The sequence below is a fragment of the Kutzneria viridogrisea DSM 43870 genome, from assembly GCF_000525635.1.
Classification (GTDB): Bacteria; Actinomycetota; Actinomycetes; order Mycobacteriales; family Pseudonocardiaceae; genus Kutzneria; species Kutzneria viridogrisea.
This window is the reverse complement of the sequence record NZ_CP007155.1, coordinates 3806027-3832478: the sequence shown is the minus strand read 5'-3', so window position 1 is coordinate 3832478 and position 26452 is coordinate 3806027. Positions and strand designations below refer to the sequence as shown.

General features: G+C 70.9%; 25 protein-coding genes and 1 pseudogene. 18 read left to right on the top strand and 8 right to left on the bottom strand.

Annotated elements, in window-relative coordinates; genetic code table 11:
- Positions 1-142: 142 nt before the first annotated feature.
- On the bottom strand, positions 143-1264 hold the full coding sequence (locus KALB_RS17170; RefSeq protein ID WP_025356951.1) for an FAD-dependent oxidoreductase: 1122 nt from the start codon (positions 1262-1264) through the stop codon (positions 143-145).
- Between the two features lie 52 nt (positions 1265-1316).
- On the opposite strand from KALB_RS17170, the gene KALB_RS17165 reads away from it, so the two are divergent.
- From KALB_RS17165 to KALB_RS17150, 4 genes are all read left to right on the top strand, one after another.
- A complete protein-coding gene (locus KALB_RS17165) occupies positions 1317-1757 on the top strand; it encodes a MarR family winged helix-turn-helix transcriptional regulator (RefSeq protein ID WP_158510755.1) in 441 nt (146 codons plus the stop codon).
- Between the two features lie 139 nt (positions 1758-1896).
- The gene (locus KALB_RS43965) at positions 1897-2442 is read left to right on the top strand and encodes a TetR/AcrR family transcriptional regulator (protein ID WP_025356949.1); all 546 of its coding nucleotides are present in this window, start codon (positions 1897-1899) and stop codon (positions 2440-2442) included.
- A 26-nt stretch (positions 2443-2468) separates the two neighbouring features.
- A complete protein-coding gene (locus tag KALB_RS17155; RefSeq protein WP_025356948.1) occupies positions 2469-3296 on the top strand; it encodes an LLM class flavin-dependent oxidoreductase in 828 nt (275 codons plus the stop codon).
- Between the two features lie 14 nt (positions 3297-3310).
- Positions 3311-4093 carry an alpha/beta fold hydrolase gene (locus KALB_RS17150; protein WP_030108912.1) on the top strand — a complete coding sequence of 261 codons (783 nt, stop codon included), beginning with the start codon at positions 3311-3313 and terminating at the stop codon, positions 4091-4093.
- Here KALB_RS17150 and KALB_RS17145 read toward each other — a convergent pair.
- Positions 4088-4477, bottom strand: a complete 390-nt coding sequence (locus KALB_RS17145; RefSeq protein ID WP_025356946.1) for a DUF5997 family protein — start codon at positions 4475-4477, stop codon at positions 4088-4090. The two genes, KALB_RS17150 and KALB_RS17145, sit on opposite strands and share 6 nt — an antisense overlap.
- Positions 4478-4535: 58 nt before the next feature.
- On the opposite strand from KALB_RS17145, the gene KALB_RS17140 reads away from it, so the two are divergent.
- Positions 4536-5291 (top strand): LysR family transcriptional regulator substrate-binding protein, encoded by a 756-nt coding sequence (locus KALB_RS17140; RefSeq protein ID WP_025356945.1) that lies wholly within the window; start codon positions 4536-4538, stop codon positions 5289-5291.
- A gap of 246 nt (positions 5292-5537) precedes the next feature.
- Here the strand turns inward: KALB_RS17140 and KALB_RS17135 are convergent, their stop codons facing one another.
- Complete coding sequence (locus tag KALB_RS17135) at positions 5538-6455, bottom strand: LysR family transcriptional regulator (protein ID WP_025356944.1); 918 nt, start codon at positions 6453-6455, stop codon at positions 5538-5540.
- A 237-nt stretch (positions 6456-6692) separates the two neighbouring features.
- Between KALB_RS17135 and KALB_RS17130 the strand changes: the two genes are divergently transcribed.
- The 7 genes from KALB_RS17130 to KALB_RS17100 all read left to right on the top strand — a co-directional run bounded on the left by KALB_RS17130 (position 6693) and on the right by KALB_RS17100 (position 12621).
- Positions 6693-7757: a hypothetical protein gene (locus KALB_RS17130; protein WP_148309496.1), complete on the top strand. Its 1065-nt coding sequence runs from the start codon at positions 6693-6695 to the stop codon at positions 7755-7757.
- Between the two features lie 214 nt (positions 7758-7971).
- Positions 7972-8640: a GNAT family N-acetyltransferase gene (locus tag KALB_RS17125; RefSeq protein ID WP_025356942.1), complete on the top strand. Its 669-nt coding sequence runs from the start codon at positions 7972-7974 to the stop codon at positions 8638-8640.
- A 248-nt stretch (positions 8641-8888) separates the two neighbouring features.
- Entirely contained in the window at positions 8889-9467 is a 579-nt protein-coding gene (locus KALB_RS17120; RefSeq protein WP_042220456.1) for a papain-like cysteine protease family protein, read from the top strand.
- Between the two features lie 5 nt (positions 9468-9472).
- A complete protein-coding gene (locus tag KALB_RS17115; protein ID WP_025356940.1) occupies positions 9473-10282 on the top strand; it encodes a hypothetical protein in 810 nt (269 codons plus the stop codon).
- A gap of 344 nt (positions 10283-10626) precedes the next feature.
- Positions 10627-11382, top strand: coding sequence for an SDR family NAD(P)-dependent oxidoreductase (locus KALB_RS17110; RefSeq protein WP_025356939.1), 756 nt, complete (start codon positions 10627-10629; stop codon positions 11380-11382).
- On the top strand, positions 11379-11777 hold the full coding sequence (locus KALB_RS17105) for a RidA family protein (RefSeq protein WP_025356938.1): 399 nt from the start codon (positions 11379-11381) through the stop codon (positions 11775-11777). The genes KALB_RS17110 and KALB_RS17105 overlap by 4 nt, the downstream gene beginning before the upstream one ends.
- Positions 11778-11991: 214 nt before the next feature.
- Complete coding sequence (locus KALB_RS17100; RefSeq protein ID WP_025356937.1) at positions 11992-12621, top strand: DUF4360 domain-containing protein; 630 nt, start codon at positions 11992-11994, stop codon at positions 12619-12621.
- Between the two features lie 30 nt (positions 12622-12651).
- Here the strand turns inward: KALB_RS17100 and KALB_RS17095 are convergent, their stop codons facing one another.
- Positions 12652-13497, bottom strand: a complete 846-nt coding sequence (locus KALB_RS17095; protein WP_411931169.1) for a PaaX family transcriptional regulator — start codon at positions 13495-13497, stop codon at positions 12652-12654.
- 104 nt (positions 13498-13601) lie between these two features.
- Between KALB_RS17095 and KALB_RS17090 the strand changes: the two genes are divergently transcribed.
- Positions 13602-15170 (top strand): AMP-binding protein, encoded by a 1569-nt coding sequence (locus tag KALB_RS17090; protein ID WP_025356935.1) that lies wholly within the window; start codon positions 13602-13604, stop codon positions 15168-15170.
- Here the strand turns inward: KALB_RS17090 and KALB_RS45365 are convergent.
- Positions 15163-15476, bottom strand: a pseudogene (locus tag KALB_RS45365) (steroid 3-ketoacyl-CoA thiolase); the annotation flags it as partial. The gene KALB_RS17090 and the pseudogene KALB_RS45365 sit on opposite strands and share 8 nt — an antisense overlap.
- Positions 15477-15881: 405 nt before the next feature.
- Here KALB_RS45365 and KALB_RS17080 point away from each other — a divergent pair.
- Positions 15882-16217 (top strand): hypothetical protein, encoded by a 336-nt coding sequence (locus KALB_RS17080; protein ID WP_025356933.1) that lies wholly within the window; start codon positions 15882-15884, stop codon positions 16215-16217.
- Between the two features lie 102 nt (positions 16218-16319).
- Positions 16320-19238 (top strand): type 2 lanthipeptide synthetase LanM, encoded by a 2919-nt coding sequence (lanM, locus tag KALB_RS17075; RefSeq protein ID WP_025356932.1) that lies wholly within the window; start codon positions 16320-16322, stop codon positions 19236-19238.
- A gap of 147 nt (positions 19239-19385) precedes the next feature.
- On the opposite strand, the gene KALB_RS17070 is transcribed toward lanM, so the two are convergent.
- A complete protein-coding gene (locus tag KALB_RS17070; protein WP_025356931.1) occupies positions 19386-19799 on the bottom strand; it encodes an SsgA family sporulation/cell division regulator in 414 nt (137 codons plus the stop codon).
- A 127-nt stretch (positions 19800-19926) separates the two neighbouring features.
- Here KALB_RS17070 and KALB_RS17065 point away from each other — a divergent pair, with 127 nt between their 5' ends.
- Positions 19927-20421 carry a DUF6228 family protein gene (locus tag KALB_RS17065; protein ID WP_042220453.1) on the top strand — a complete coding sequence of 165 codons (495 nt, stop codon included), beginning with the start codon at positions 19927-19929 and terminating at the stop codon, positions 20419-20421.
- On the opposite strand, the gene KALB_RS17060 is transcribed toward KALB_RS17065, so the two are convergent.
- Positions 20384-21832 carry a phytoene desaturase family protein gene (locus KALB_RS17060; RefSeq protein WP_025356929.1) on the bottom strand — a complete coding sequence of 483 codons (1449 nt, stop codon included), beginning with the start codon at positions 21830-21832 and terminating at the stop codon, positions 20384-20386. The two genes, KALB_RS17065 and KALB_RS17060, sit on opposite strands and share 38 nt — an antisense overlap.
- A 239-nt stretch (positions 21833-22071) precedes the next feature.
- On the opposite strand from KALB_RS17060, the gene KALB_RS17055 reads away from it, so the two are divergent.
- Together KALB_RS17055 and KALB_RS17050 are read left to right on the top strand one after the other, a co-directional pair.
- On the top strand, positions 22072-22602 hold the full coding sequence (locus KALB_RS17055; RefSeq protein ID WP_025356928.1) for a DUF3887 domain-containing protein: 531 nt from the start codon (positions 22072-22074) through the stop codon (positions 22600-22602).
- Positions 22603-22618: 16 nt separating this feature from the next.
- Positions 22619-23911: a serine hydrolase gene (locus KALB_RS17050; protein WP_025356927.1), complete on the top strand. Its 1293-nt coding sequence runs from the start codon at positions 22619-22621 to the stop codon at positions 23909-23911.
- Positions 23912-24130: 219 nt separating this feature from the next.
- Here KALB_RS17050 and KALB_RS17045 read toward each other — a convergent pair whose 3' ends face one another.
- Complete coding sequence (locus KALB_RS17045) at positions 24131-26443, bottom strand: bifunctional salicylyl-CoA 5-hydroxylase/oxidoreductase (RefSeq protein WP_025356926.1); 2313 nt, start codon at positions 26441-26443, stop codon at positions 24131-24133.
- Between the last annotated feature and the right edge of the window lie 9 nt (positions 26444-26452).

Here is a 26452-nt window from a genome sequence, read left to right as displayed (position 1 = left end):
GCTTGTTGGCAATGGCCTTGGCTAGCACGGGTTGTTCCCTCCGTCGTGTGCTTGCTGACCGGGAGAGCATGTCGCGCGCGACCCTGCCGGGTCTGGCCATATTCGGTCATGATCGGCCGCGGTGTACCCGCGGACCACACTCTCAGGGTGTCGCCGAACCCGGTGCTTTACCTGACGACCCCCTGCGCTGGGAGAGTTCCACCGCGGCGAACCCGTAGTCGAGCATCTCGGTCTCGTAGGCGCGGACCGCGTCCAGGAGTGAGCCGGTCCGCTCGGTGACGCGACGGCAGAGCAGGGCGGCGTCCCTGAGCGCGACGGCTGCGCCGATCCCCGCCGGAACCATCGTGTGGATGGCGTCGCCCACCAGCGTGACCGGACCGGTTTCCCAGTGCGGCAACGGTTTCGCCGTCCGGACCGTCGTGGTGTGCACGCTGTTGGGGTCGCCGAGGCGGACGAGCGCGCTGAGGTCGGGGTGCCAGTCGGCGACCAGTTCCGCCGCGACCTCCTGTAGGACGGCCTTGTCGGCGGCTGGCAGGTCGACCGGGAACATCGCGGGCGGCGCGACGACCACCCACATCAGGTAGTCCTCGCCACCGGAGGTGTACTGGTGGGCCGCCAACGGCATGAACCGGCCGTCGGCGCCCACCACAGTGCAGAACCCGTCCAGCGCGGCGGCGGGCGTGAGCGCACGGGCTTGCCCGGTCAGCGGCGTCTTGCCGAAGACCTCCGACAGACCGGTCTCCACCACCTCGGCGTCCGGCAGCAGTTGGGCGCGGATCCGCGAGTGCGTGCCGTCCGCGGCCACCAGCAGGTCCGCGTCGGCGACCGCACCGTTGGCGAAGAACACGCGCACCCGGCCGTCGTCGAGCAGTTCGTAGCGCTGGAACGAGGCGCCGTGGTGGACGTCGATCCCGGTGAGCAGGATCTGCCGCAGCGTGAGCCGGTCGAGGGTCAGGTGCCGCCCGGTCTCCTCCTCGGTCGCCGACGGCGGCACCAGCATCTCCTGGACCACACGCAGTTGCGGGTCGAGCACCCGCACTCCCGAGCCGCGCTTGCCCGCGGTGGCGAGGACCTGGTCGTACAGGTCGGGCGGCAGGCATTCGCGCAGCGCCAGGTCGCCTTCGGGCCCGAAGTGGATGCGGTAGCCCTGACTGGGCTGGTCGGCGGCTTCCCGCTCGTACAGCTCGACGTCGATCCCGGCCCCGCGCAGGCCCTGCGCGAGCAGCGGCCCGGCCAACCCGGCCCCCACGATGACAACGTTCATGCCGCAAAGCTATCTGAATTCAGACGATCTGTCATCGGCCATAATGGCACCCGTGGCGGAACCTACTGAGGGACTCGGCGTGCGAATCGGCGGCCAGCTGTACCTGGCGCACCGCTACGCCCGGGCGGCGACCAACCGCGCTCTACAGGCGCACCAGCTCGAACTGCGCCACCTCGGGGTGCTCACCTGCCTCGCCGAAGCGGGGCCGCTCAGCCAGCGCGCGCTGGTCGACCGGTTGCAGATGGACAAGTCCTCGATGGTCTACATGATCGACGAGTTGGAACGGCAGGGGCTCGCGGAGCGACGCAGGGACGAGCGGGACCGCCGCAGCTACGCCGTGCACATCACGCCCGCCGGTCGCGACCGGCTCGCCGCCGCCACGAACACCGCCGCCGAAGTGATGACCGGACTGCTCACGCCGCTCACGCCCACCGAGCAGGGGCAGTTGCACGAACTGCTCGCCCGGTTCATCGAGCACGCCGAGCAAACCTGACCGCAGTCAGCCGATGCCGCGGCGGGACGCTGCCCGTTGTCGCGAATGACCGGCGGTGCGGCTCCGTGAACCTTATTGCCGCCCCGGCTGGCGTGCGCCATACTCAACCAACCAGTTGGTGGAGAACGGGGAGGTTGCGGTGCCGCAGCGCGCTGACCGGCGGAGGGAGATCGTTCGGGCCGCGTTCCGCCAGGTGGCGGAGGTGGGGTTCGAGGGCTTGCGGCTGCGGCAGATCGCCGTGGACGTCGGGATCGACCATTCGACGCTGCACCACCATTTCCCCGGCAAGAAGGACATCGTCGCGGGGGTGGCCGAGTACGCGATCAGCCAGTTCGGGGCGAGGCTGCCGGACGGTGCCGGTCCGGTCGAGTCCTTGCGCGGATACCTGACGCACCTGCGTGAACTTCTGGCGGGTTCACCGGAGGTGTTCGTCGTGACCGCGGAGCTCGACCTGCGTGCTCGCCGGGATCCGGTGGTCCGGGCGGTGATGGAGCACCACGAGGCCAACTGGCGCCGGTCGCTGCGCGAGTTGTTGGACGCCGGTGACGCGCTGGACGCGTGGTCGCCCCGCGTGGATGTGGCGGGGGCGGTGGAGTTGGTGATCGCGGTGGTCAAGGGCGCGCAACTGGCGCCGGACGGGGCGGGCCCCGCATTCGCACAACTGGACACATTGCTCGCGAGGTAGTTCACGGCACAGGGGGATGGGGTCGGATGGTGGATCGGCGTTTCCGCTTCGGTGTCATCGCGGGGCCTGAGTACACGGGGGCGCAGTGGCGTGCTGTCGCCCGCCGTGCCGAGGAGTCCGGCTACTCCACGTTGCTGATGCCGGACGGGCTGCACCTGCTCGCGCCGCTGCCAGCCGCGGCGGTGGCGGCTGCCGTCACCACCACGCTGCGTGTGGGCACGTTCGTCCTGGCGAGCACGGTGCGCCAGCCACGGACGGCCGCGTGGGAGGCGAACAGCTTGGCCACGTTGACCGACAACCGGTTCGAACTGGGCATCGGCACCGGGAACCCCTGGATGAACCGGGCCGCGGTGGACGAGATCGGAATGCCCGCGACCACGGCGGCGCAGCGCCTGGCACGGGTCCGGCGCACCGTGGAACACCTGCGAGGGCTGGAGACGAAGACCCGCACGCCGGTGATGATCGCTGCCGGTGGTCGGCGGTCACGAGCCCTGGCCGGTCAGCTCGCCGACATCGTGACCCTCCCGCACGGCCCGCTCGCCAGCAGGCGAGAGGTCAAGCAGATGATCGCCGAGACCGCGGACGCGGCCGGCGAACGCGCGGGCCAGATCGAGTACAGCATGAACATCCTCGTCCTCGGCGACTCCATCCCGCGGTGGATCGTGCCGCTGGTCGGTGAGGACCTCAACGCGCTGATCGAGGCTGATTCCCTGCTCATGCTCCGCGGATCGCCACACCAGATGGCCGATGAGATCCAGCGTCGCCGCGATGCGTTCGGCTACTCCTACATCACCGTCAACGCGCTGCACCTCGACGGGTTCGCCCCGGTCGTCGAGCTCCTGCACGGCCGGTGAGCGGGCACCGCGACATGACCGACCTGACCGTGCATCGATTCCCCGGCCGTGACGGCCTGGAACTGGCCTACCGCGAGCTGGGCGCCGGTCGGCCCCTCGTGCTGCTGCACGGTTTCACGGCCACCGGACCGCAATGGATCCAGCACGGTCCGGCGGTCACCCTCGCCGAGCACGGCTACCGCGTCATCCTGCCGGACCTGCGCGGCCACGGTGACAGCGCGCAGCCACACGATCCGGCTTGCTACCCGCCCGACGTCCTGGCCGAGGACGGGCTCGCGTTGATCGAGTGGCTCGGGCTTGCGGACTACGACCTCGGTGGCTACTCGTTGGGTGCGCGGATCGTGCTCAGGATGCTGGTCCGCGGCGCCCGGCCGGCCCGCGCGATCGTGGCGGGCCAGGGACTCGACGCGATCACCCGGGCGAGCGAGCGCACCGGTCAGCAGCACCGCGTGCTGACCGCCCTCGTCAACGGGGACCCCATCCAGCCCGGGTCGCCTGAGGAGGAACAGGCGTACTGGATCTCCTTGTCCGGCAACGACCCGCGCGCACTCAGCCAGGTCCTGGACACGCACGTCGCGACACCGCGCGCCGCGTTGTGCCGAGTCCCGACCCCCACGCTCGTGGTGGTCGGCGACCAGGACAGCGGCCACGCCTGCGCCGACGTGCTCGCCGCGACACTGCCCAACGCGCGGTTCACCCGAGTGCCGGGCGACCACTTCACCGCACTCGCCAGCCCGGAACTCGCGACCGCGATCATGGCCTTCGGCGAGGACCGTCCACACGAGCCAACCTCATGAACGGCGGGGCTCCGCCTTGTTCTTCTCCTTGATACGCAACGCTTCCTTGCGGACCTCGGCCTGGGTGGCGCGTTCCCGCTGGAGCCAGTCGGGGCTGTCCGCCTTCAACGCGTCGATCTGCTCCGTGGTGAGCGGGTCGGTGATCCCGCCACGCGCGAGACCGCCGATGGAGATGCCCAGCTTCGCCGCGATGACCTGCCGGGGGTGCGGGCCGTTGCGGCGCAGGTCCCGCAGCCACTCGGGCGGATCGGCCTGCAGGGCGTTCAACTCGTCGCGGGAGACGACACCCTCCTGGAACTGCGCGGGGGTGGCTTCGAGGTACACACCCAGCTTCTTCGCCGCCGTCGCCGGCTTCATCGTCTGGGGGGTCTTCTGCGACTTCATGGGGTCAAGGATATCGAGCGCGTGCGCCACCGCCGATCACGCCCGGTAATCTGACCTCGTGACAGGCTCGGACACACCTCCACCGTTCAGGCTCGCCTACGTCCCGGGGGTGACGCCCAGCAAGTGGGTGCGGACCTGGAACGAGCGGTTGCCCGAGGTCCCACTGACCCTCGTCCGGGTGGCCGCCGCCGAAGCCGCCGACCTGGCGCGCGACCGCGGCGCCGACGTGGTCCTGCTGCGGTTGCCGATCGACCGGACGGGCCTGCACGCGATCCCCCTCTACACCGAGACGACGGTGGTCGTGGTCCCGAAGGACCACCTCCTGGCCGCGGCCGAGGAGGTGTCCACTGAGGACTTGGCAGACGAACTGGTGCTGCATCCCCTTGACGACACCCTCGACTGGGAGCAGCCGCCCGGACGACCGGCACTCGAACGCCCCGCCACGACGGCGGACGCCATCGAACTGGTCGCGGCGGGCGTGGGTCTGCTCGTCCTCCCGCAGTCGCTCGCCCGACTGCACCACCGCAAGGACCTCACCTACCGGACGCTCCCGGAAGCCCCGGCCTCGCGCGTCGCGCTGTCCTGGCCGGAGGAGGAGAGCACCGATCTGGTCGAGCACTTCATCGGCATCGTCCGCGGGCGGACCGTCAACAGCACGCGAGGGCGCCCACCGGCCACGGCACAGACGAAGCACAAGAGCCCCGAGGGCGAAGGGCGCAAGCCCGCGGCGGGCAAGTCGACCGGCCGGGGTCGGCAGCGGGGTTCCGGCGCCCCGCAGGGCGGCAGGCGCGGCAAGCCCCGCCGTCGGTCGTAGCGGTCCCGAGGCTCCCGAGCCGCTCCCCCTCACCACGCCACGGACGTCCGGCGGGGTCCGTGCAGCAGGCTCGCCGACTTCCACTCCACCGCACCGGCCAGCCGGAGGGTCTCGGCGCGGCGGGCCGCCCTGCCTGGCGAAGTCCCGCGGGTGGAAGTACCGGTCGTGAAGTAGCCCGACTATTCGCTGTGGCACCACCACAACAAGCGAGTGACGCGCATCACATATGCCTTACTGGAAGTATGATCAGAGCTGCTTGCTGAGCTGCTGAAGCAATTCCCGCAGCCAGCGGTGCGCGGGCTCGATGCGGAATCGCTGGTGCCAGAACGCGGCCTCGGTCAGCCGGGGCAGCTCGACCGGCAGCCGCACCATCCGCAGCCCCAGTGCGGGGCCGAACTGGTCGAACAGCCGCCGCTGCACGATCGCCACCATGTCGGTGCCCGGCACCATGTGCAGCGCGCCGCAGAAGGTCTCCGTGGCCACCGCGGTGCGCGGGGTCAGGCCGAGGAGGCTGAAGCTGGTGTCGGGCATCGCGGGCAGGGTCCCGGCCACCTGCACGTAGGGCAGGGTGGCCAGCTCGTCCAGGTCCACCTGCTCGCCAACGTGCGGGTTGTCCCCGTCGACCACGGCCACGAACTCGTCACCGAACAGCTCGGCGCTGGCGAAGGTGTCCAGGTTCTCGGTGAGCATGCCGCGCGGCCAGATGAGCAGGTCGCACTGGCCGCGCCGGAGCCGGTCCAGGAAGTCCGGTTGCAGGGAGACGATGTTGATCCGCACGTGCGGGGCGGTCCTGCTGACCTCGACCAGCAGCGGGCGCAGCAGCACCGCGGTGACGTAGTCGCTGGCCACGATGGTGAACACCCGGTGGTCGGTGGCCGGGTCGAACCGCGCCTCGGTGTCCAGCACCGCGCGCACCGAGGACAGCGCCACGGCGAGCCTGCCAAGCAGGGACTCGGCGAACGGGGTCAGCACCAGCCCCCGGCCGTCCCTGACCAGCAGCGGGTCGTCGAACAGCCGCCGCAGCTTGGCCAGCGAGGCGCTCATCGCCGGCTGCCCCACCCCGACCCGCTCGGCCGCCCTGGTGACGTTGCGCTCGGTCAGCAGCGCGTGCAGCGGCAGCAGCAGGTTGAGGTCGACACCGGACAGGTTCGGCGGCATGGGCATGACGCGTGGTCCTCCGCAGGCGATCAGTCGGCTCAGCGTCCCAGTCCCCGGCGGGCAACGGGGGGACCTGCCGGACCTCCGGTGCGCCCCCACGCAGGGCAGAAAACCTTTTCCACATCGGCTTCATCATTGTCGGTGATACCCCCTATCGGCAATGGCCGTCTTCCACAATGCACGACACCAGCCATAGGTTCACACCACGATTCCCACGTTCGAATGACGCCGGAGGATCACCCCGTGAACCCGAACGCGCCCGCTGTCATGCTCGGCACGTACCCCGGATTCGACAGGATCCGAAAGGAATACGCCATTCCGCCGGGGACAGCGGCGTGCCCGGCGACGCGGGCGATGGAACTGGTGGCCACCGGGGTGGACCGGATCGCGGCGGTCCGGCACGCGGAGGCGGCCCTCGCCGACCCGCGCTGCCGCACCGACCAGCGCTGCGTGTGGCGGGCGGCGGTGGCCCTGACCTGCGCCAACGTCACCCGGTCCTGGGACAGCCGACTGGCCGACCTGGCGGCGGAGGGCGGGTGCGCCGACCTGGTCGCGCTGGTCCGCGCCAGGGCCGAGTTCTTCCTCGGCAACCCGCACACCTCGCGCGAGGCGCTGACCAGGCTCGCCGGGTCCGCCGACACCGACACCGTGCGCGATGTCGCCGTGGCCTGGCTGGCCGAACTGCTGATCGAGCTCGGCGACCCCGGGCAGGCCGCCGCCGTGCTGGCCGACTACCGGGTGGACCGGCTGGTGGAGCAGCGGCGCCAGACCAAGTCCGTGCTGCTGGCCGCCCGCGCGGCGGTGCGGGTGGCCACCGGGGAGCACGGCGGGGTGGCCGACTACCTGGCGTGCGGCCGGGAACTGGCCTTCAGCGGGATCGGCAACCCCGCGGTGCTGTCCTGGCAGGGTCTGGCCGCGCTGGCCGCCAGGGACACCGAGTTGGCCGGGCGGCTGGCCGCGCAGGAGCTGACCGCGGCCCGCCGCTGGGGCGCCCCGCGCGCGCTGGGCCGGGCGCTGTACGCCAGCGCGCTGGTCGCCGACGACGAGACCTCGATCCCCCGGCTGGAGGAGGCCGTCCACCTGCTGGAGCTGTCGATGACCCGCACCCACCTGGTGCACGCGTTGCTGGAGCTGGGCGTGCGACTGGCCGCGCGGAACGAGGTCGTTCGGGCCCGCACGAACCTGGCCAGCGCCCTGGAACTGGCCACCCAGTCCGGCAACGCCCACCGCGTGGCGCAGGTCGACGCGGCCGTGCGGCGGCTGTCCGGGGCCACCCCACCAAGCAGCTCGCAGCGAGGCCGTTCCTGACGCCACGCGGGATCAAGTTCCACTTCTGCTCGACCTACCGCAAGCTCGGCATCTCCGGCCGAGGTGAGCTGGCCTCGGGGCGCGGGCACACCACCGTCCACCCGGGACCGAGCACTACTCACCCCTGGTGGGGATGTTCTTGACCGGGAATCACTCGATCCGGTAGAGATTCGCTGGCTGGCCGGTCGCGACCAGGAAGTGGAGCACGCGAGCAATGGGCACACTGCGATGGCTGGCCGGTGCGGTCCGCCGCAGGCTGTTCCCCGAGCACCCGGGCTGGCCGGTGGTGCTGGGACCGGTTCGGGACAACGGCCGACAGGTCGCGCTGCGCCCGGTGGCCCCCGACGACGCCGCGGCGTGGGTCCAGGCACTGCTGACCGATCAGGACGCGGTGCGGCCCTGGTGGCCGAGCGATCCCCGGCCCTGGCACGAGCGGATCACCGAGCGGGCGTGGCGCGAGCAGTGCGAGTCCTCGTTGCGACCGGCCCGGCGCGGTCAGGCGTTGCCGTTCGCGGTCACCGTCGACGGGGCCTTCGCCGGGCAGCTGACCCTGGACCGCGTCGACCGCGCGCAGGGCTGCGCCGAGATCGGGATGTGGCTGTGCGCGGCGCACCGCGGGGCCGGGGTGGCCACCGCGGCGGTGGGCATGCTCCTGCACCACGCCTTCGACGTGCTCGGCCTGCAACGGGTGGTCGCGCCGATCGCCGTGGGCAACACCGCGGCCGCTGCCGGGGCGGCCCGCGTCGGCTTCCGGCAGGAGGGCGTCATGCGCGACTACCTGCACGTCGGGGGCCGGTGGACCGATCACGTGCTGTGGGCCGTGGTGCGGTCGGATCCCATCGCTGGCCGGGAGGTGGCGCGGCAGCGCACCCCGGTCTCCTGACCGGCCGGAACGCTCTCCGCCAGGCCCCCCATAACGTCCGGGTTATCCGCAATGGGATTACCACGACACCGCTCGTTCGGCTGATGCTCGCAGGGTCTTCATCCACCCTGCACCCGGCTCCCCTGTAAGCCGGGTCGGAAGGAGCACCCATGCACAGCACGAGTGCGCCCCCTGCCGGCGCGCGCCGTTCTGCGTCCCAGCGTTCCGCGTCCCAGCGTTCGACTTCACAGCGTTCCGCCTCGCAGCGGGTGCGCAGAGCGGCGGTGCTCGCCGCCGGTCTGCTCGGCGTCGGGCTGCTCGGTGTGCCCGCCGCGGCCGCACCCGCTGACCCGGCAGCGGCACCGGCCGCCAGCAAGAAGCTGAACATCTCCCAGCAGGTCCAGCAGCAGAACCAGTGGTGCTGGGTCGGCAGCGGCCTGACCATCGCCAAGTTCCTCGGCAAGGACCAGGGCATCAGCCAGAACGGCTTCTGCGACCTGGCCCGCGGCTACCCGCAGGGCAGCCAGTGCCCCAACCAGGCCGGTCAGCTGGAGTGGGTGCAGCGCGCCTACCAGGGCCTTGGCATGAACCCGGGTCAGGTGAGCAACCCGCTCAGCTTCTCCACGGTGCAGTCGCAGATCAACGCGGGCAAGCCGATCGAGACCGGGATCTACTGGACGGCCGGTGGCGGGCACGCGCAGGTGATCTACGGCTACGACTCGAGCACGTCCTCGATCTTCTACGGGGACCCGTGGCCCTCCAGCCCCCGCTACAGCCAGATGGCCTACAACTCCTACGTGCGCAACGGCCAGTTCCAGTGGGGCCAGGCGCTGTACGGGATGGGATGAGCGCGATGAAGAAGACGACACAGGTGCTCGGGTGTTCCGCGGTGGTCGGATTCGCCCTGCTGCTGGGCGCAACCGGGGCGCAGGCCGCGCCGAGCGGGCTCAGCCAGGCGGATCTCTCGGCGGCCCAGCAGGCCGCTTCGCAGGCGCACGACTTCGTGGCGCGGTTCTTCGTGAACGTGGACCAGCACAGTGCGGGCAAGGTTTCCGCGCTCAGCGCGCAGGCGGAAAGTGCCGCGGCGCAGGCGAAGGCGCCGCAGGTGGTCGGTGAGCCGTTGGCGGTGTACACGCTGAGCCCGGACTTCGTGGCGGGCAAGTCCGCTGAGGTGGCGAAGTTCGGGTACGTGGCGGTGCACGCGAAGTCGGCGACGGGGCAGGACGCCTCGGTGTGGATGGTCCGGGAGGGCCAGACCTGGTCGGCGATGAACGTGACCACCGGGACCGAGGAGATCACCTACCCGGCGCGGGCCGGTGCGGACACGGTGTTCACCGAGCCGCAGATCAACGCCTGGTACAAGGTGCACGAGGGCCGGGTGCTGCCGCTCAACGAGGTGGCCCGCACCTCGGTCGGCCAGGGCGTGAGCCTGGCGGCGTACCAGAAGCAGGTGCACGACAAGTACGGGGACAAGCTCGCCGGATCGGCCTACCAGGCCAACAAGCTGCTCGGCGGCTACAGCCCGAGCTCCAGCCAGGCCACCAGCTCGCCCGCCGCTACGGGCGTGGACTGGCTGGCCGTGCCGGGCGCGGCGGTGGTCGTGGCCGCCGCGGCCGGTGTGGTCGTGGCGCGGAGTCGGCGCACCGGCAGGGCGGCCCGCTGATCCCAGCGGATCCGACCGCCGTGCCATGACCGGGCGCGGGTCCGCCGCGGCCAGGCGGCGGCCCGCGCCCACCACGAGTCCTGGGCGCGAGCTCGCGAGCGCCCCATCCAACGCTGTGCCCGCGCGAAGCGCTGCGCCGAGCGCCAGCGAGGTGCGGCGATGAGTACCGGGTCGGTCCCTGCCCACCCGGTACGCCCGGCGGTGGCTCACGGCGGCGCACCTCTACTCCCCAGTCGTGCGCAGTAGCCGACACCGCCGTCCGATGCGGGGTGACCGCTTGGTCCGCGGTCACCCCGCATGCTGCTTTGTTGACGGCCGTCACAGAAGCGTGACAGGCTGGCCGGGTGCAGTCGAGGACGTGCCTGGTCACCGGGGCCGGTCGGGGAATCGGGCGGGCGGTGGCGCTGCGCCTGTCCGGCGCGGGCCACCGGGTCGCGCTGACCGCCCGCGACGAGCGGGCCCTGAACGCGGTGGCCGCCGAGCTGCCCGGTGCGGCGCTGGTGGTGCCCGCCGACATCACCGAGCCAGGCTCGGTGGACCGCGTCGTGGATCGGATCGAGCAACACTGGGGCCCGGTCGAGGTGTTGGTGGCCAACGCCGGGGCGGGCAGCTCCGCCCCGCTGGCGCGCACCGGCGACGAGGACTGGCAGCGCATGCTCGACCTCAACCTGACGGCACCTTTCCGTTGCCTGCGCAGGACTCTGCCCGCGATGACCGCGAACGGCTGGGGCCGGGTCGTGGTGGTGGCCTCCACCGCCGCACGGGTGGGCGAGCCCTACATCGCCGCGTACACCGCCAGCAAGCACGGCGTGCTGGGACTGGTGCGCGCCGCGGCCAGCGAGGTGGTGCGCAAGGGGGTCACGGTCAACGCCGTGTGCCCCGGCTACGTGGACACGCCGATGACCGAGGCCACCATCGCCACGATCTGTGCGCACACCGGCCGGGATCCGGATTCGGTCCGCAAGACGTTGGCGGACAAGCAGCCGCTGGGCAGGCTGATCGACCCGGACGAGGTGGCGGTCGCGGTACTGTCCTTTGTGGACAATCCGGCGATCACCGGGCAGGCGCTGAACATCGACGGCGGAGGGGTGCAGTCATGAGCCAGACGCGGATCAACCCACCGGAACTGGCCCGGCCCTCGGGTTTCTCGCACGCGGTGGTGGCCAACGGTTCGCGGGTGGTGTTCCTCGCCGGGCAGACCCCAATGGACAGCGAGGGCAGGATCGTCGAGGGCTCCGTCGTGACACAGTTCGAGCGCGCGCTGGGCAACCTGCTGACCGCGCTGCGGGCCGCGGGCGGGCAGCCGGAACACCTGTGCGCACTGACGGTCTACATCGTGGACATGGACGACTACCGGGCCCACGCACACGAGATCGGGGCCGTGTGGCGCCGTCTGGTGGGCGGGCAGTACCCGGCGATGGCCGGGATCGGGGTGTCCCGGCTGTGGGACGCCGAGGCGCTGGTGGAGGTCCAGGGATACGCCGTGCTGCCCTGAACGGAACACGAGGCTCCGTCGTTTTCGTGCTAGCATTTCCCTCGCGCCAACCGATGGGCAATTCATCCCCTCATCCCATCGCAGACCCGATCACACCGCATCCTGTTAATGCAATCCCGTTACGTTGCTACGTTCGGTGGGTTCCCAATTGTAAGCTTTACGCTACGGTGAGCCACGCATGCGCTCATATCGTGAAGTATTGGGAAGGAACCCCATGCTCAATACGATTGCGGCCACCGGCATGGCCTTATCCCTGCTCCTCTCACCGGCGATTCCGCAGGCACCAACACCGCCACCGGACAAAATCACCGTGGATGTGGTCACGGTGAACGGTTCCGGTTGTCCCGCGGGTACGGCGGCGGTGGCCGTCGCCTCGGACAACACCGCCTTCACGGTGACCTACAGCGACTACCTGGCCAAGGTCGGCCCGGACGCCGGGCCGACCGACTACCGCAAGAACTGCCAGCTCGCGCTGCGCATCCACTACCCGCAGGGCTTCACCTACGCGATCAACCAGGCCGACTACCGCGGGTTCGCCAGCCTGGCAAGCGGGGCCACCGGCCTGGAGCGGGCGAACTACTATTTCCAGGGAATGTCCGCCACCGCCCGGTCGAGCCACCCGTTCAACGGCCCATTCCAGGACGACTGGCAGGCAACTGACCGGGCTGACTCGAGCTCGTTGGTCTTCGCGCCCTGCGGCGAGGACCGGCTCCTCAACGTCAACACCGAACTACGGGTGAGTGCCGGTTCGTCGAGTGGCTCCAACACGAGTTTCATGTCGATGGATTCCACGGATGGAAGCATTCACACGACTTACCACTTCTCCTGGAAGCAATGCCCGTAGCTCAGTCGTAGGTGGGCCGCAGGGGCCCCCTCACCCTGCGGCCAGCCTGAGCTGGCCGACGTAGTCCTGGGCCGCCGAGGCCAGTCGCTCGCGCAGGGCGAAGAAGACCTCGGCGGCCTCGGCACCCAGCCAGCCCGCGGGCAGCAGCTCCGCGGGCAGGCCCGGGTCCAGGTAGGGCAGCCGTCGCCAGTCGGTGAGCGCGAGCACGTAGTCCGCGAACGCCTCCTCCCCCGGCGTCGTGCGCCGCCTGCGCCAGCGCGCCAGCACCGGGCCGCGCGCGGCGAGGAACTCCCGGTAGGACTCCTGCAACGCGGCCAGGTCCCACCAGTCCGACACCTTCTCGGCCAGCTCCCCGAAGGCCAGGTGGTCGGCGCGGAACAGGTCCACGTAGCCGTCCAGCTCCAGCCGCGCCACCTCGTGCCGCACCTGCTCAGCCAGGTGCGCCGGTGCGATCCACACACCCGGCGAGGTGGTGCCCAGGCCCAGCGCGGCCAGCCGCGAGCGCAGCACGTGCCGCTTCTGCCGCTCGGACTCCGGCACCGAGAACACCGCGAGCAGCCAGCCGTCGGACAGTTCCGCGCGGTGCCGCCCGAAGATCCGCTCGTCGCCCTCCAGCAGGATCTCCGTGGCCTGCTCGGACAGCGCGTAGCCGGCGGCCCCGTCCTGGCGCTGCGCGAGCAGGATCCCGCGCCGCTTGAGCCGGGAGATCGAGGAGCGCACGGCGGGTTCGTCCACGCCGAGCACGCCGAGCAGCCGCACCAGGGCCGCCACCGAGAGCCAGCCGCCGGACTGCCTGGCGTACAGGCCGTACACGGTGACGATCAGCTGTCTGGGCTGCACACCCGGTACCGCGGTCAGCTCGCTGACCTCCACCACGCCACTCACCCGATCACGATAGCGCCCCGGCTCGATCTGTCGCCTCATTGACTACCGTCACGACAGCGCCATACTGGTACGGCAGCAACCGCAGGGAGGCCGCCGTGCAGCTCATCCGGTCCGCGCACGTAGACACCTTCTGCCGGGACAACCTGCCCGACCAGGACCGGTGGCCCCAACTGCTGTTCACCCTGCCCGAGCTGACCTACCCGGACCGGCTCAACTGCGCCAGCGCCCTGCTGGACCCGGTGGACCCGGCGCGGCGCTGCCTGCTGACCACCACGCAGTCCTGGAGCTACGGGGACCTGCGGCGGCGCGCGGACCAGGTCGCGCAGGTACTGGTGGAGGACTTCGGCCTGGTGCCGGGCAACCGCGTGCTGCTGCGGGCGCCGAACACCCCGTGGCTGGTGGCGTGCTGGTTCGGGGTGGTCAAGGCGGGCGGGGTCGTGGTGAGCACCATGCCGCTGCTGCGCGCCGCCGAACTGGCGAAGGTCTGCGCGCTGAGCACGCCCTCGCTGGCGCTGTGCGAGGACCGACTGCTGGACGAACTGACCGCCACCGGGACGGCCGTGCTGGAGTTCAGCGAACTGATCCGGCGCTGTGACGGCAAAACAGGCGAGTTCACCGCGGTGGACACGGCCGCGGACGACGTGGTGCTACTGGCGTTCACCTCCGGCACCACGGGCAGTCCAAAGGCGACGATGCACTTCCACCGGGATCTGCTGGCGATCGCCGACACCTTCGGACGACACGTGTTGCGGGCCGAGGCCGAGGACCTGTTCACCGGCACTCCCCCGCTGGCGTTCACCTTCGGGCTGGGTGGGCTGGTGATCTTCCCGCTGCGCGTGGGCGCGGCGAGCCTGTTGGTGGAGCGGGCGAGTCCCACCGAGCTGGCGGAGATCATCGCGGCACACGGGGTGTCCGTGGTGTTCACCGCGCCCACGGCGTACCGCGCGGTGCTGGCGGCCGGGGTCGCCGACAAGCTGTCCGGGGTGCGGCGCTGCGTGTCGGCGGGCGAGGCGCTGCCCGCGACGGTGTGGCAGGACTTCCTGGAGGCCACCGGGGTACGCATCATCGAGGGCATCGGCGCCACGGAGTTGTTGCACATCTTCATCTCCGCGGCCGACGGGGACATCCGGCCCGGCGCGACGGGGCGCCCGGTACCGGGCTTCGAGGCGGCCGTGCTGGACGCCGAGGGCAGGCCGCTGCCCGACGGGGTGCCGGGCAGGCTCGCGGTGCGCGGGCCGACCGGCTGCCGCTACCTGGCCGACGAGCGCCAGCTGGAGTACGTGCAGGACGGCTGGAACATCACCGGGGACACCTACCTGCGCGACGCGGAGGGCTACTACTGGTACCAGGCCCGCAGCGACGACATGATCATCTCCGCCGGGTACAACATCGCCCCGGCCGAGGTGGAGGACGCGCTGCTGGCCCACCCCTGCGTCGCCGAGTGCGCGGTGGTCGGCGCACCCGACGAGCAGCGGGGCATGCGCGTGCACGCCTTCGTGGTCCCCGTCCCGGGCAGCAGCCCGGAAGTCGTTGCGCTGCAGGAGTTCGTCAAGCAGCGCATCGCCCCGTACAAGTACCCGCGCACGATGGAGTTCGTGGCCGAACTACCCAGGACGGCCACCGGCAAGCTCCAGCGCTTCGCGCTGCGCGAGCGGGTCAGCTGAGCCGCTCCACGATCGTGGCGTTGGCCAGTCCGCCCGCCTCGCACATCGTCTGCAGGCCGTACCGGCCGCCGGTCTGCTCCAGCACCGACAGCAGGGTGGTCATCAGCCGCCCGCCGCTGGCGCCCAACGGGTGGCCGATCGCGGTGGCCCCGCCGTGCACGTTGACCTTGGCCAGGTCGGCCCGGTCTCCGCCTGCCAGGCCAGCACCACGCTGGCGAACGCCTCGTTGACCTCGAACACGTCGATGTCGGCCAGCGACAGCCCCGCCCTGCGCAGCACCCTCTCGGTCGCCGGGTCCACGCCGGTCCGCTCCGCCAGCGAGCGGAACGCGTGCGCGTACAGGTCCACCGGGTGCGGACCGGACAGTGCCCCGCCCGGCTTGCCCCGGCCCACCGGGGTCCGCACCGCGTCGACGATCACCGCGTCCGGCATGGCCGCCACCGAATCGGTAAGTCTTGTTTTCCAACTTAGCACGCGGATGACCGAGTTGGAAGATCCAACCAACTGGGCGGAACCAGCGCACCGGAGCCAAGCACGAGGACACCTTCGCAGCCCAATTTCCTCACCTATTCTTAGGAAGCCACACCTGTCGAAGTCGATCAAAATGGTTGCCAAGCCGTCATTTCGGCCGTGGCATTTCGGGGCGAGACAGTCGTTCGCATGCGACCGGATGCTCCATGCTCAATTTCACGCGAGCGCAAGGAGTAAGAAATGGACTGGCCAGGTACTCTACCCATCTCCCAGCTCGACAAGTTGCGGATCGAGAGCGCCATTGACGAGTCGCTGCGAAAGCGACTGCTGGAGACGCCCAAGTCCGTGCTCGCCCAACACGGCATCCACGTCCCCGACGGCGTCGAGCTCAGGATCATCGAGGACACCCCGAAGATCCACACGATCGTCCTGCTCCCCCACCTGGGCGGCGACATCTCGCTGCGGACGCTGACGCAGAACGCCGCGGCCTCGACCTGGGAGTGCACCACCTGTACGCCGACCACACCGATCTGCGCGGGGTCGCTGGCCTCCCTCACCTGCATCACTCACAAGTAGTACGAGGCGCCGTGCGGGAGGATTCTTCCGCTCCCGCACGGCGCCGCACCGTTCTTCGGGCTGCGCCGCCCCAGCGCCGTCCACGAGGAGGAGGAAGGCACCGTGGAATCGCTGGTCGACGTACAGTCCGCGCCGGCAGGTCACGAGGAGGTCTACTCCTTGGAAAAAGCCGTTCGCATCGCGCAGGAACCGGTCATCCCAGAAGTGCTCGCCCCCGTTCTCGAAGCCGCGCGCAGGGATGTCATCGATATTCTCACGCTGCGCGGCAGGCAGGTCGTCACCGGGGTCGTCGCCGACTCCCTCGACTGGTTCCGCCAGATACTCGCCCGCCTGACCAACCTGGTCGTCATCCAGCGCTTCTCCAGCTTCCACCTGATCGTCGAGCCGTTGTGGCGACCGCCGCAGGCACCCCCGGGCGACGCCGGGCGCGGGGCGAGCCGACGGGTCCTGGACAGCTACATCGCCTGGGAACGGTCCGAGCAGCTGCTCTCGGAGCAGGGGCCCTACCCCGAGATGGCACGCCTGGTCCAGGTCGCCAGGCAGAACTGGCTGGCCGCTGTCGTCGAACTCGTCGAGCGGGTGCACGAGCACCGTGCCGCCGTGGCCGAGCTGGCCGGTTGCCGGGCCGTGGCGCTGGGACCGCTGACCGGCGCCCAGTTCGGCATCTCCGATCCCCACGACGGGGGACGAACCGCCGCCATCCTCTCCTTCAGTGACCGGAAGGTCGTCTACAAGCCGCGTTCCATCGACGGCGAGATCGGCTGGACCGCGGCCGTGACCGATATCGTGGGAGCGAGCCTGGGCCTGCCGGTCCGGCAGCTGCGGACCGCCGGGTTCACCGGCTACGGGTTCATGGAGTACCTCGCACCGGCACCGTGCGCCACCGCTGAGGCGGTGCACCGCTGCTACCTGCGCTACGGCGCCCTACTGGCCCTCGCCCACGCACTGGGCAGCTGCGACCTGCACCACGAGAACGTCATCGTGTCCGGGGAGCACCCGGTGGTCATCGACGCCGAGCCCCTGCTGCGTGCACGACTGGCGGTGTCGAGCCAGGGCCAGTCACGGCTGGCCTTCGAGCAGAACCTCTCCCTGGAGGGACTCCAGGCCCGCGAGTCGGTGCTGGAACTGGGAATGCTGCCGCTGACCATGCGCTCACCGATCCCCGCCAGCGGTGCGGAGGTCGCCGAGGAGTACGAGATCGGCGCGCTGTGCGCCTACGCGATGAGCCCGATCCGCGACCTCGTGCCCTGCGCCAGGGGCTCGGACGACCTCCAGGTGCGCTTCGTGCGCCTGGCGGCGGAGCGGTTCCCGAACCTGCCCACCCTCAACGGTGAACCCGCGTTGCCCCACGACTTCGTCGAGTCGATCGTGGCCGGCTTCGAGTCGACCCACCGGTACCTCCGCGGCCACCGCGCGCGGCACCTCGGCGCGGGCGGGCTGCTCGCCGGGCTCGCCTCGAGCAGGCTGCGGCTACTCGCCCGCCCGACGATGGACTACGCCACCGTGCTGTCCCGCTCACTCAACCCGGAACCGCTGCGGTCCTTCGAGGCCAGGTCCCAGTTGATCAGCAGGGACCTGCGGCACCTGGCCGCCCAGCGGTTCGACCGCGTGCTCGCGCTTGCCGACCACGAGACCGCGAGCCTGCTCGCCGGGGACATCCCGAGGTTCGAGGTCGGAGCCGGTACCGCGCACCTGGGCCAGGTTCCGCTCCTGACCACGGCGGAGGAGGGCGCCCGCGCGCGGTGGGCGGCACTGGACGCGTTCGACCAGCGGTTGCAGGTGGCCTCGATCCGGGAACGCCTGCTGCGCCGGGAGCGGGACGTCGCCGACTCGGTACCCCGCTCGACCGGCACAGCCGCGCTGCGCGAGCACGCCTACGCGGTCGCCGCGCTGCTCGCCGAGGCGATTCGTTCCCCCGAGGCCGACCCGCACTGGGTGCACGTGGGCTACGCCGCCGGATTCGGGGCGACGATGGTGCACGCCGATCGGGAGTCGCTCTACGAGGGAGCGGCGGGAACGGCCCTGCTGCTCGCGGAAGCCGGGCGCCACGCGGGGGAACCGGACTGGGTGCGGCTGGCCACCGGCGTCTTCGGCCCGATCGTGCGCGGGCAGACACCGGCCAGCCTGCGGCGAAGCGGCGGGCTCGGCCGCGGGCTCGGCGGCCTGCTCTACGCGATGGTCCGGGTGGCCGATGCCAGCGGGGACCAGGCGCTGCTCGACGCGGCGGGGCGGCTCGCGGTCGAGCACGGTCCCGTACTGGCGCGGCAGGACGAACTCGACGAGGTGCTGCATGGGCGGGCGGGAATGCTGCTGGCGCTGCTGGCACTGCACGACCGCCAACCGAGCACCCGCTTGGGCGCCGTGCTGAACCTGCTCGCTCAGGAACTGCTTGCCCGCGCCGTGCACGACGAGCACGGCACGCACTGGCCCGTGGCCGGGGGACATCCGATGCCCAACGCCAGCCACGGGGCGGTCGGCATCGCCATGGCACTCGCGCGGTGGGCGGCGCTTCGCGGTGACGAGCAGGCCGTCACCGCCGTACAGGGCGCGCTGCGCTTCGACAACACCTTCTGGCTCGCCGAGAACCAGGGGTGGCGCGATGCCCGCCTGGTGGAGGTCGAACCGGATCGCCGCACGAGCTGGGCCTGGTGCAACGGCAGGTCCGGGGCGCTGCTCGCCAGGCTCGCGGTGGCCGACGCGCTGGGGCTGCCCTTCCTGGCCGACCGCGTGCCCGAGGCGCTGCGGGCACCGGCCGCCGACGTCCTGGCCGAGGTCGCGCCGGGCCTGTGCTGCGGCACTCCCGGTGCCGTCGACGCCTTGCTCCGCGTCGAGCAGGAGGTCGTGTCCAGCGAGCTCTCGGCGCGGGTCGGTGACGCGGTCCGGCTCGTCGCCACGAAGGCCCCGCAGAGCCACTACTCGACGCTGACCGCTTCGCTGTTCGCGGGGACCGCCGGACTGGCCTTCGCACTGCTCAGGGCCGCCGACCCCACCCGTGTCGACTCCGTCCTGTGGTTCGGCTGACCCCACCCGACGGCGAGTCCCGCCCTGGGGAGCGCGAGTCCCGCTGAGCCGGGCGCGAGTCCCGCCTTGGGAAGCGCGAGTCCCGCTCAGCGGCCTTCGGCTGAGCGGGACTCGCGTGCAGGAGAGCGGGACTCGCCGGGGTGGGGGTCAGCTGCCCAGGACCAGCTTGGCCAGTTCGTCCTCGAAGTCGACCTGGGCCCATTCGTCACCGGGCGGCACCTGCTCGTAGCTGAGGTCCAGGAACTCGGCCAGTTCCTCGGCGGAGGCCTCCATGACGGCGGCGCCCTCCGGGGTGGTCAGCACGAGCAGCACCACGTCGGACTCGACCATCGGGCTGATGTGCAGGTCCCCGTCCCCGGTCGCGGCGAGCAGGCCGTCGGCGAGCAGGTCCCTGGCGAAGATCCAGCTGACCTCGCCGCGGCCGTGGTGGAACGTGGCGGTCACCGCGTACGGATCGCTGGGGTCGTAGCGCAGGTCGGTCCGCACGGGCACCGGACCGCTGAGCGGGCCCCGCAGGCCCACCGTGACACTGACCTCGACGGTGCCGGGCTGCTCACTCATGACGGCCTCTCCTTCCGCTCGCGCCTGTAGCGGTAAGACGGCCCAACCGCCTCGACGGAACGCGAACCACGCTCGAATCACGCGACCGAGTGAGACGCCGGTCTCAACTTGGCCTAGGTTATCGATCGTGACTTGTTTTGCCGACCAGCAGTCCCAGCTCGTGCTGACCGGGGACTCCTGTGAATACCTACGTCTGAGCAACCGCCGCAGATCAGATCACTACGTGATCCGCTGCTGTGTGCAACTGGGTGGCGTCGGCATGCGCGCGGAGTTGCACGACCTGACGGTGTTCCCGAACGACCACCCGGCGCTGTTCTTCGAGCAGCTCGCGGCCGAGTTCACCGGCTGGACGGGCGAGCGGTCCTGGCAGAGCCCCGACCGCGACCTGGCCGTGCGGGCCGAGTACGGCTCGGGCGGGCACGTCACGCTGACCTGGCAGGCCAGGCCGTGGCGGCACTCCGACACCGGCCACTGGGCCGCCGAGGTGCGGACCTCGCTGGAGGCCGGGGCGCAGACCAGCACCCTGGCGGCCGACCTGCACCGGTTCTTCGACCCGGACGGGGAGCCCACCCCCGGCGACCCGTTCAGCTGCCCCGGACCAGGCGCAACGGGTCCGTGGTGATGCCGAACCGCTGCCGCAGCGCGCGCCGCGCCGCGTGCACCCCGGCCATGCCGTGCACCCCGGCCCCTGGCGGGGTGGCCGCCGAGCACAGGTAGACACCTGGGATCGGGGTCCGGTACGGGTCCCAGCGCGGCACCGGCCGCATGACGGTCTGCCACGGGCTGAGCGCGCCGGCCCCGATGTCCCCGCCCACGTAGTTGGCGTTGTGCCGTTCCTGTCCGGCGGCGGTGATCACGTTGCTGGCCAGGACCAGGTCCCGGAACCCGGGCGCGAACCGCTCCAGCTGCGCGGTGATCGCCGCCGTGACGTCCACAGTGGACCCGTTCGGGACGTGCGCGTAGGTCCACAGCGTGTGCCGTCCCCGCGGCGCACGGCTCGGGTCCAGCACTCCGGGCTGGGCGACCAGCACGTAGGGCCGCTCCGCGTGCCGCCCAGCGGCCACTGCCCGTTCCGCGGCCACGGCCTCCGCGCGGGCGCCCACCAGGTGCAGGGTCGGCGCGCGATCGCAGCCCGCCGCTTGCCACGGCACCGGCCCGGACAGCGCGAAGTCGACCTTGCACGCGGCCCCGCCGTACCGGTAGGCGCGCAGCCAGCGGGCGTAGTTCGCGGGCAGGTCGGCGATGCGCAGCAAGCCCGCTGGCGTCAGGTCCAGCAGCACGGCACGGGCCCTGGGCAGTTCCGCGAGCGAGTCGACCCGGTGGCCGGTGACCACCCGGCCGCCCCGCGCTTGGATCGCCCGCACCATGGCGTCGGTGATGGCCTGGGTGCCGCCCCTGGGCAGCGGCCAGCCCACGGCGTGCGCCAGGGTCGTCAGCAGCAGGCCCGCGGCTGCGGGCAGCGGCCCCCTCGGCGGGGAGATCACGTGTGCCGCCGCCCCGGTGAGCAGGGCGGGCGCCAGGTCCTCGCGGAACCTGGCGTTCCACAGTGGACTGCCCTGTTCGAGCGCGCGAATCCCCAGTCGCAGCGCGGTGATCGGGTCGGCGGGCGGCGTGCGCAGGTCCGACATCGCTGTGGCCACAACGGATCGCCAGCGGTCCACCAGCGGCCCGAACAGCGAGCGCCACGCGGGCCCGTCGCGGCCAAGGCCCGCCGCGGTGCGGTCCAGGTCCTGCCACGCCAGCCCGGCTCGTCCCCCGTCCAGCGGGTGCGCGAAGGACAAGTCGGGCCGCAGCAGCTCGACCCCGTGTGCCGCCAGGTCGAACGCGCGGAAGAACGGGGAGGCGAGCCCGAGCGGGTGCACCGCGGAACACACGTCGTGGCGGAAGCCCGGCAGGGTCAGCTCCGCGGTGCGCGCTCCCCCACCCGGTGTCGGCTCCGCCTCGTGGACCTCCACCTGGAGCCCGGCCGCCGCGAGCACCACCGCGGCCGCTAGCCCGTTCGGCCCGGCGCCGACGACCACCACGTCGATCATGCACCCATGGTAGCCGCCCATTCCGTGCCGCAAGCCACGGCACGTTTTGATGTTTCGTGCTGTAGGCTGAGGGCATGACCTGCGAAGCCTGTGGCCGACCACTCCCCGAGCACACTGGTTCCGGACGCAAGCGACGCTTCTGCGACGCCACCTGCCGCAGCGCGGCACGACGTGCCCGCGAGCGGTCCGGCGTCAATACAGGCTTGACAGCTCCGCCGCGTCAAGCCAGTGTTGACATCGTGGCAAGCAACCTCCTGTCCGCGATCGCCGAGGCGCAGCAGCGGGCCCGTGTCGCCGAAGAGGCGGTGCGGGAGGCGGTCGACCGGGCACGGGAGGCGGGCCACACCTGGCAGGAGATCGGCGAACTCCTGGGCACCAGCAGGCAGGCCGCGTTCCAGCGGTTCGGCAGGCCGGTGGACCCCAAGACGGGGCAGCCCATGGACAAGCCCGCGCTGCCCGACGCGCAGGAACGCGCCGTGCAGTTGGTGGTGGACCTGATCGAGTCGCGCTGGGAGGCCGTGAGCCGCGACTTCGACGACCGCATGAACGAGGCAGTCGACGTCGCGCTCCTGGAGGGTGCCAGGGCGCAGATCGCCGGCACCGTGGGCATGTACGAACAGATGGGCACGCCCTACGTGCGCCAGTACGGCGAGTACACGAACGTCTACGTGCCAATGCAGTTCGAGGCCGGTGAGCGGGTGGCTCACGTCACCTTCCGCGCGAACGGCCAGGTCGCCGGTCTGCACGTCCTGCCGCTGGACCGCATCTGATCGAAGGGGGAAATTCGTGAGGAAGTTAGCCCTGATCTGCGCGCTCGCGCTGACCGCACTACTCGGCACCACACCAGGCGCCCTCGCCGCCACACCGACCACGGCGGTGGACCAACTGCGCTGGTTCGTCGACGCCACCAACCGGGCTCCGATTTCCGATTCCGAGCTACAGCACCACTTTTCACCGGCCCTGCTCAACGCCGCCGGCGGAACCGCGGGCATCAACGCCACGTTCACGCAGCTGGGCCCGCTGGAGTTCGGTCAGGTCAAGCAGGACCAGCCGAACTCGGCCGCCGCGACGGCCACCGGCGGGGCGGGCGAAATCCTGGTCACGGTGCACACCGACACCAACGGCCTGCTCGACGGGTTGCGCCCGACCCCGGTCGGCCCGACACCGACCTCGTGGTCGCAACTGGATTCCCAGCTACGCGCGTTCGACTCGCGGGTGTCGTACACCTCCTCGGTGATCGACTCCGACGGCCGCTGCCACGAGGTGCACGGGGTCAACGCCAACACCCAGCGCCCGCTCGGCTCGGCGTTCAAGCTGTACGTGCTGGGCGCGCTGGGGCAGGCCGTCACCGAGCACAAGGCGTCCTGGGACGAGAAGCTCGCCATCCGCGAGGACTGGAAGAGCCTGCCCTCCGGCGTGCTCCAGAACTCGCCCGCGGGCACCGAGTACACCCTCGCGCAGTACGCCGACTACATGATCTCGCTCAGTGACAACACCGCCACCGACCACCTCATCCACCGGCTGGGCACGGCAGCTGTGGAGCGGCAGCTGTTCCGGTTCGGCAACTCCCGGCCCAGCGCGACCATCCCGTTCATGACCACGCGGAACCTGTTCGTGCTCAAGGGGATCAAGACCGACGCCGAACTGGACCAGTACCTGGCCCTGTCCCGCCCGGCCAAGGCCGCCGCGCTCAGGGCCACCGAACAGGTTCCGCTGAGCCTGTTCACCATGTGGACCAAGCCCAAGAAGATCGACCAGGTCGAGTGGTTCGCCTCGCCCAACGACCTGTGCCGTGCCTACGCGGGCCTGCTCGGGATGAACCAGCCGCAGATCGACCACGCCCTGTCGATCAACGACGCGGGCCTGAGCCTGGACCACGCCCAGTACCCGACCGTCTGGTTCAAGGGCGGTTCCGAGCCCGGTGTGCTCACGCTGAACTACCTGGTCCGGGACAACCGCGGCCGCACCGTGGTCAGCAACGTCCTGCTCTCCAACACCAGCAAGGGCTTCAGCCCGGTGAACGACGCGTTCAAGGGGATCAACATCGCCCGCGGCGGGATCCAGCTGGCGCTGAGGTAGTTCGCACCCCGCGCCGAGTCCCGCTGAGGACTCGCTCCAGTGGTGACATGAAGGTGCCCTTCACGACGGTGAACGTCGTGAAGGGCACCTTCATGTCATGTCGGCGGCTCAGCGGAGTGTGCCGTGAAGGTGGCTTTCACTGCGTTGGGCGCTGCGAAAGCCACCTTCACGGCACCGCGGAGAGCGGGACTCGCCAGCCGGAGAGCGGGACTCGCGGGGTTAGTGGGGGCGCCAGCGGTCGTGGCGGGTGCCGGGTTGGCCCTGGCGGATCAGTTCCAGTCGGGGGCGCGGTCCGTCGGTGCGACCGGTCTGCGGCTTGCGGCTGCCCGCGGCGAACTGCGGCGGCCAGCGCACGGCGGGCCCCGAATAGCCCTGTTCGGCGGCGGCGTGCAGGGTCCAGTGCGGGTCGTACAGGTGCGGCCTGCCCAGCGCGCACAGGTCGGCCCGCCCGGCGAGGATGATCGAGTTGACGTCGTCGTGCGAGGAGATGGCGCCGACCGCGATGGTGGCGATGTCCACCTCGTTGCGGATCCGGTCGGCGAACGGGGTCTGGTAGCTGCGGCCGAATGCGGGCCGCTCCTGCGGGGTGACCTGGCCGGTGGACACGTCGATGGCGTCGGCACCGGCCAGCGCGAAGGCCTCGGCGATGCGCACGGAGTCCGCCGCGGTGGTGCCGCCGTCCACCCAGTCGGTGGCCGAGATGCGCACGGTCATCGGCTTGTGCGCGGGCCACACCTGGCGGACCGCGGCGAACACCTCGACCGGGAACCGCAGGCGCGCCTCCAGGCTGCCCCCGTACCGGTCGGTGCGCTGGTTGGTCACCGGGGACAGGAAGCTGGACAGCAGGTAGCCGTGTGCGCAGTGCAGTTCGAGCAGGTCGAAACCGGCCTGCTCGGCCTTGATCGCGGCGTCCACGAACTGCGCGCGGATCTCCACCAGGTCGTTGGCGGTCAGCTCGCGCGGCACCTGGTTGACCCCGGGCCGGTAGGCCAGCGCGGAGGGGGCGACCAGTTCCCAGTTGCCCTCCGGCAGCGGCTGGTCGATGCCCTCCCACATGAGCCTGGTCGAACCCTTGCGGCCGGAGTGTCCCAATTGGACACCGATGGCCGCGTCGCTGCCCGAGTGCACGAAATCGGTGATCCGGCGCCAGGCCCGCACGTGTTCGGGCCGGTACAGGCCCGCGCAGCCAGGGGTGATCCGTCCGGTGTCGCTGACGCACACCATCTCGGTCATCACCAACCCGGCACCGCCCAGCGCCTTGCTCCCGAGGTGCACCAGGTGGAAGTCGCCGGGCGCGCCGTCCACGGCGGAGTACATGTCCATTGCGGACACCACAACCCTGTTGCGCAGTTCCAGCTCCCGCAGGTGGAACGGGGTGAACATCGGCGGGGTGTCCGGATCGGACACCGAGGCCACGAACTCCGGGTCGCGCAGGCGCAGGTTCTCGTAGGTGACGCGCCGACTCCGCGTGAGCAGGTTGAAGGCGAACCGCTTCGGCTCCTGCTGGGTGTACCGGCCGAGGTCCTCGAACCACTCCAGGCTCGCCTGCGCGGCGCGCTGTGTGCTGAGCACGACCGGTTGCCGTTCCTGTTCGTAGGCGGCCAGCGCGGTCGGCAGGTCGGGCTGCTCGTGCAGGCAGGCGGCCAGCGCCAGCGCGTCCTCCATGGCCAGCTTCGTGCCCGAACCGATCGAGAAGTGCGCCGTGTGCGCGGCATCGCCGAGCAGCACCACGTTGCCGGTGTGCCAGGTCCGCGTGCGCACGGTGCTGAAGTTGATCCACTTGGAGTTGTTCGGCACCAGCTCGTGGCCGTCCAGGACCTCGGCGAACAGCTCCTGGCACGCCCGCACGCTGACCAGGTCGCTGCGACCGGGCGGCAGGTCGGGCGCGTGGAACCCGGCGCGGCGCCACACCCGGTCGTGCATCTCCACGATGAACGTGCTCATCTTCGCGTCGAACGGGTAGCCATGGATCTGCATGACACCAAAAGGCGTCCGCAGAACGTGGAACTTGAACGAGTCGAAGACCAGGTCGGTGCCCAGCCACATGAACTTGCAGTGCCTTGTGTCCACAGTGGGCTGGAACCGGTCGGCGAGCGCGGACCTGGTGCCGCTGTTCACCCCGTCGGCGGCGAGCACGAGATCATGGTTGGCGCGCAACAGGTCCAGGTCGGGGGCCACGGAGTTGAAGTGCAGCAGCACGCCGAGGTCCGCACACCGTTCCTGGAGCACCTGCAACAGGCGCTTGCGGCTGATCGCGGCGAACCCGTTGCCGCCACAGGTGATCACCTCGCCGCGGAAGTGCACGTCGATGTCGTCCCAGCGGGCGAACTCGGCGGAGATCCGCTTGTAGACCACGGGATCGCCGTGCTCGATGCCGCCCAGGGTCTCGTCGGAGAGCACCACGCCGAAGCCGAAGGTGTCGTCGGCCGCGTTGCGCTCCCACACGGTGATCTCGTGCGTGGGATCGAGCTGTTTTATCAGCGCCGCGAAGTACAGCGCTCCCGGACCGCCGCCGACACAAGCGATGCGCATGCCCGCCTC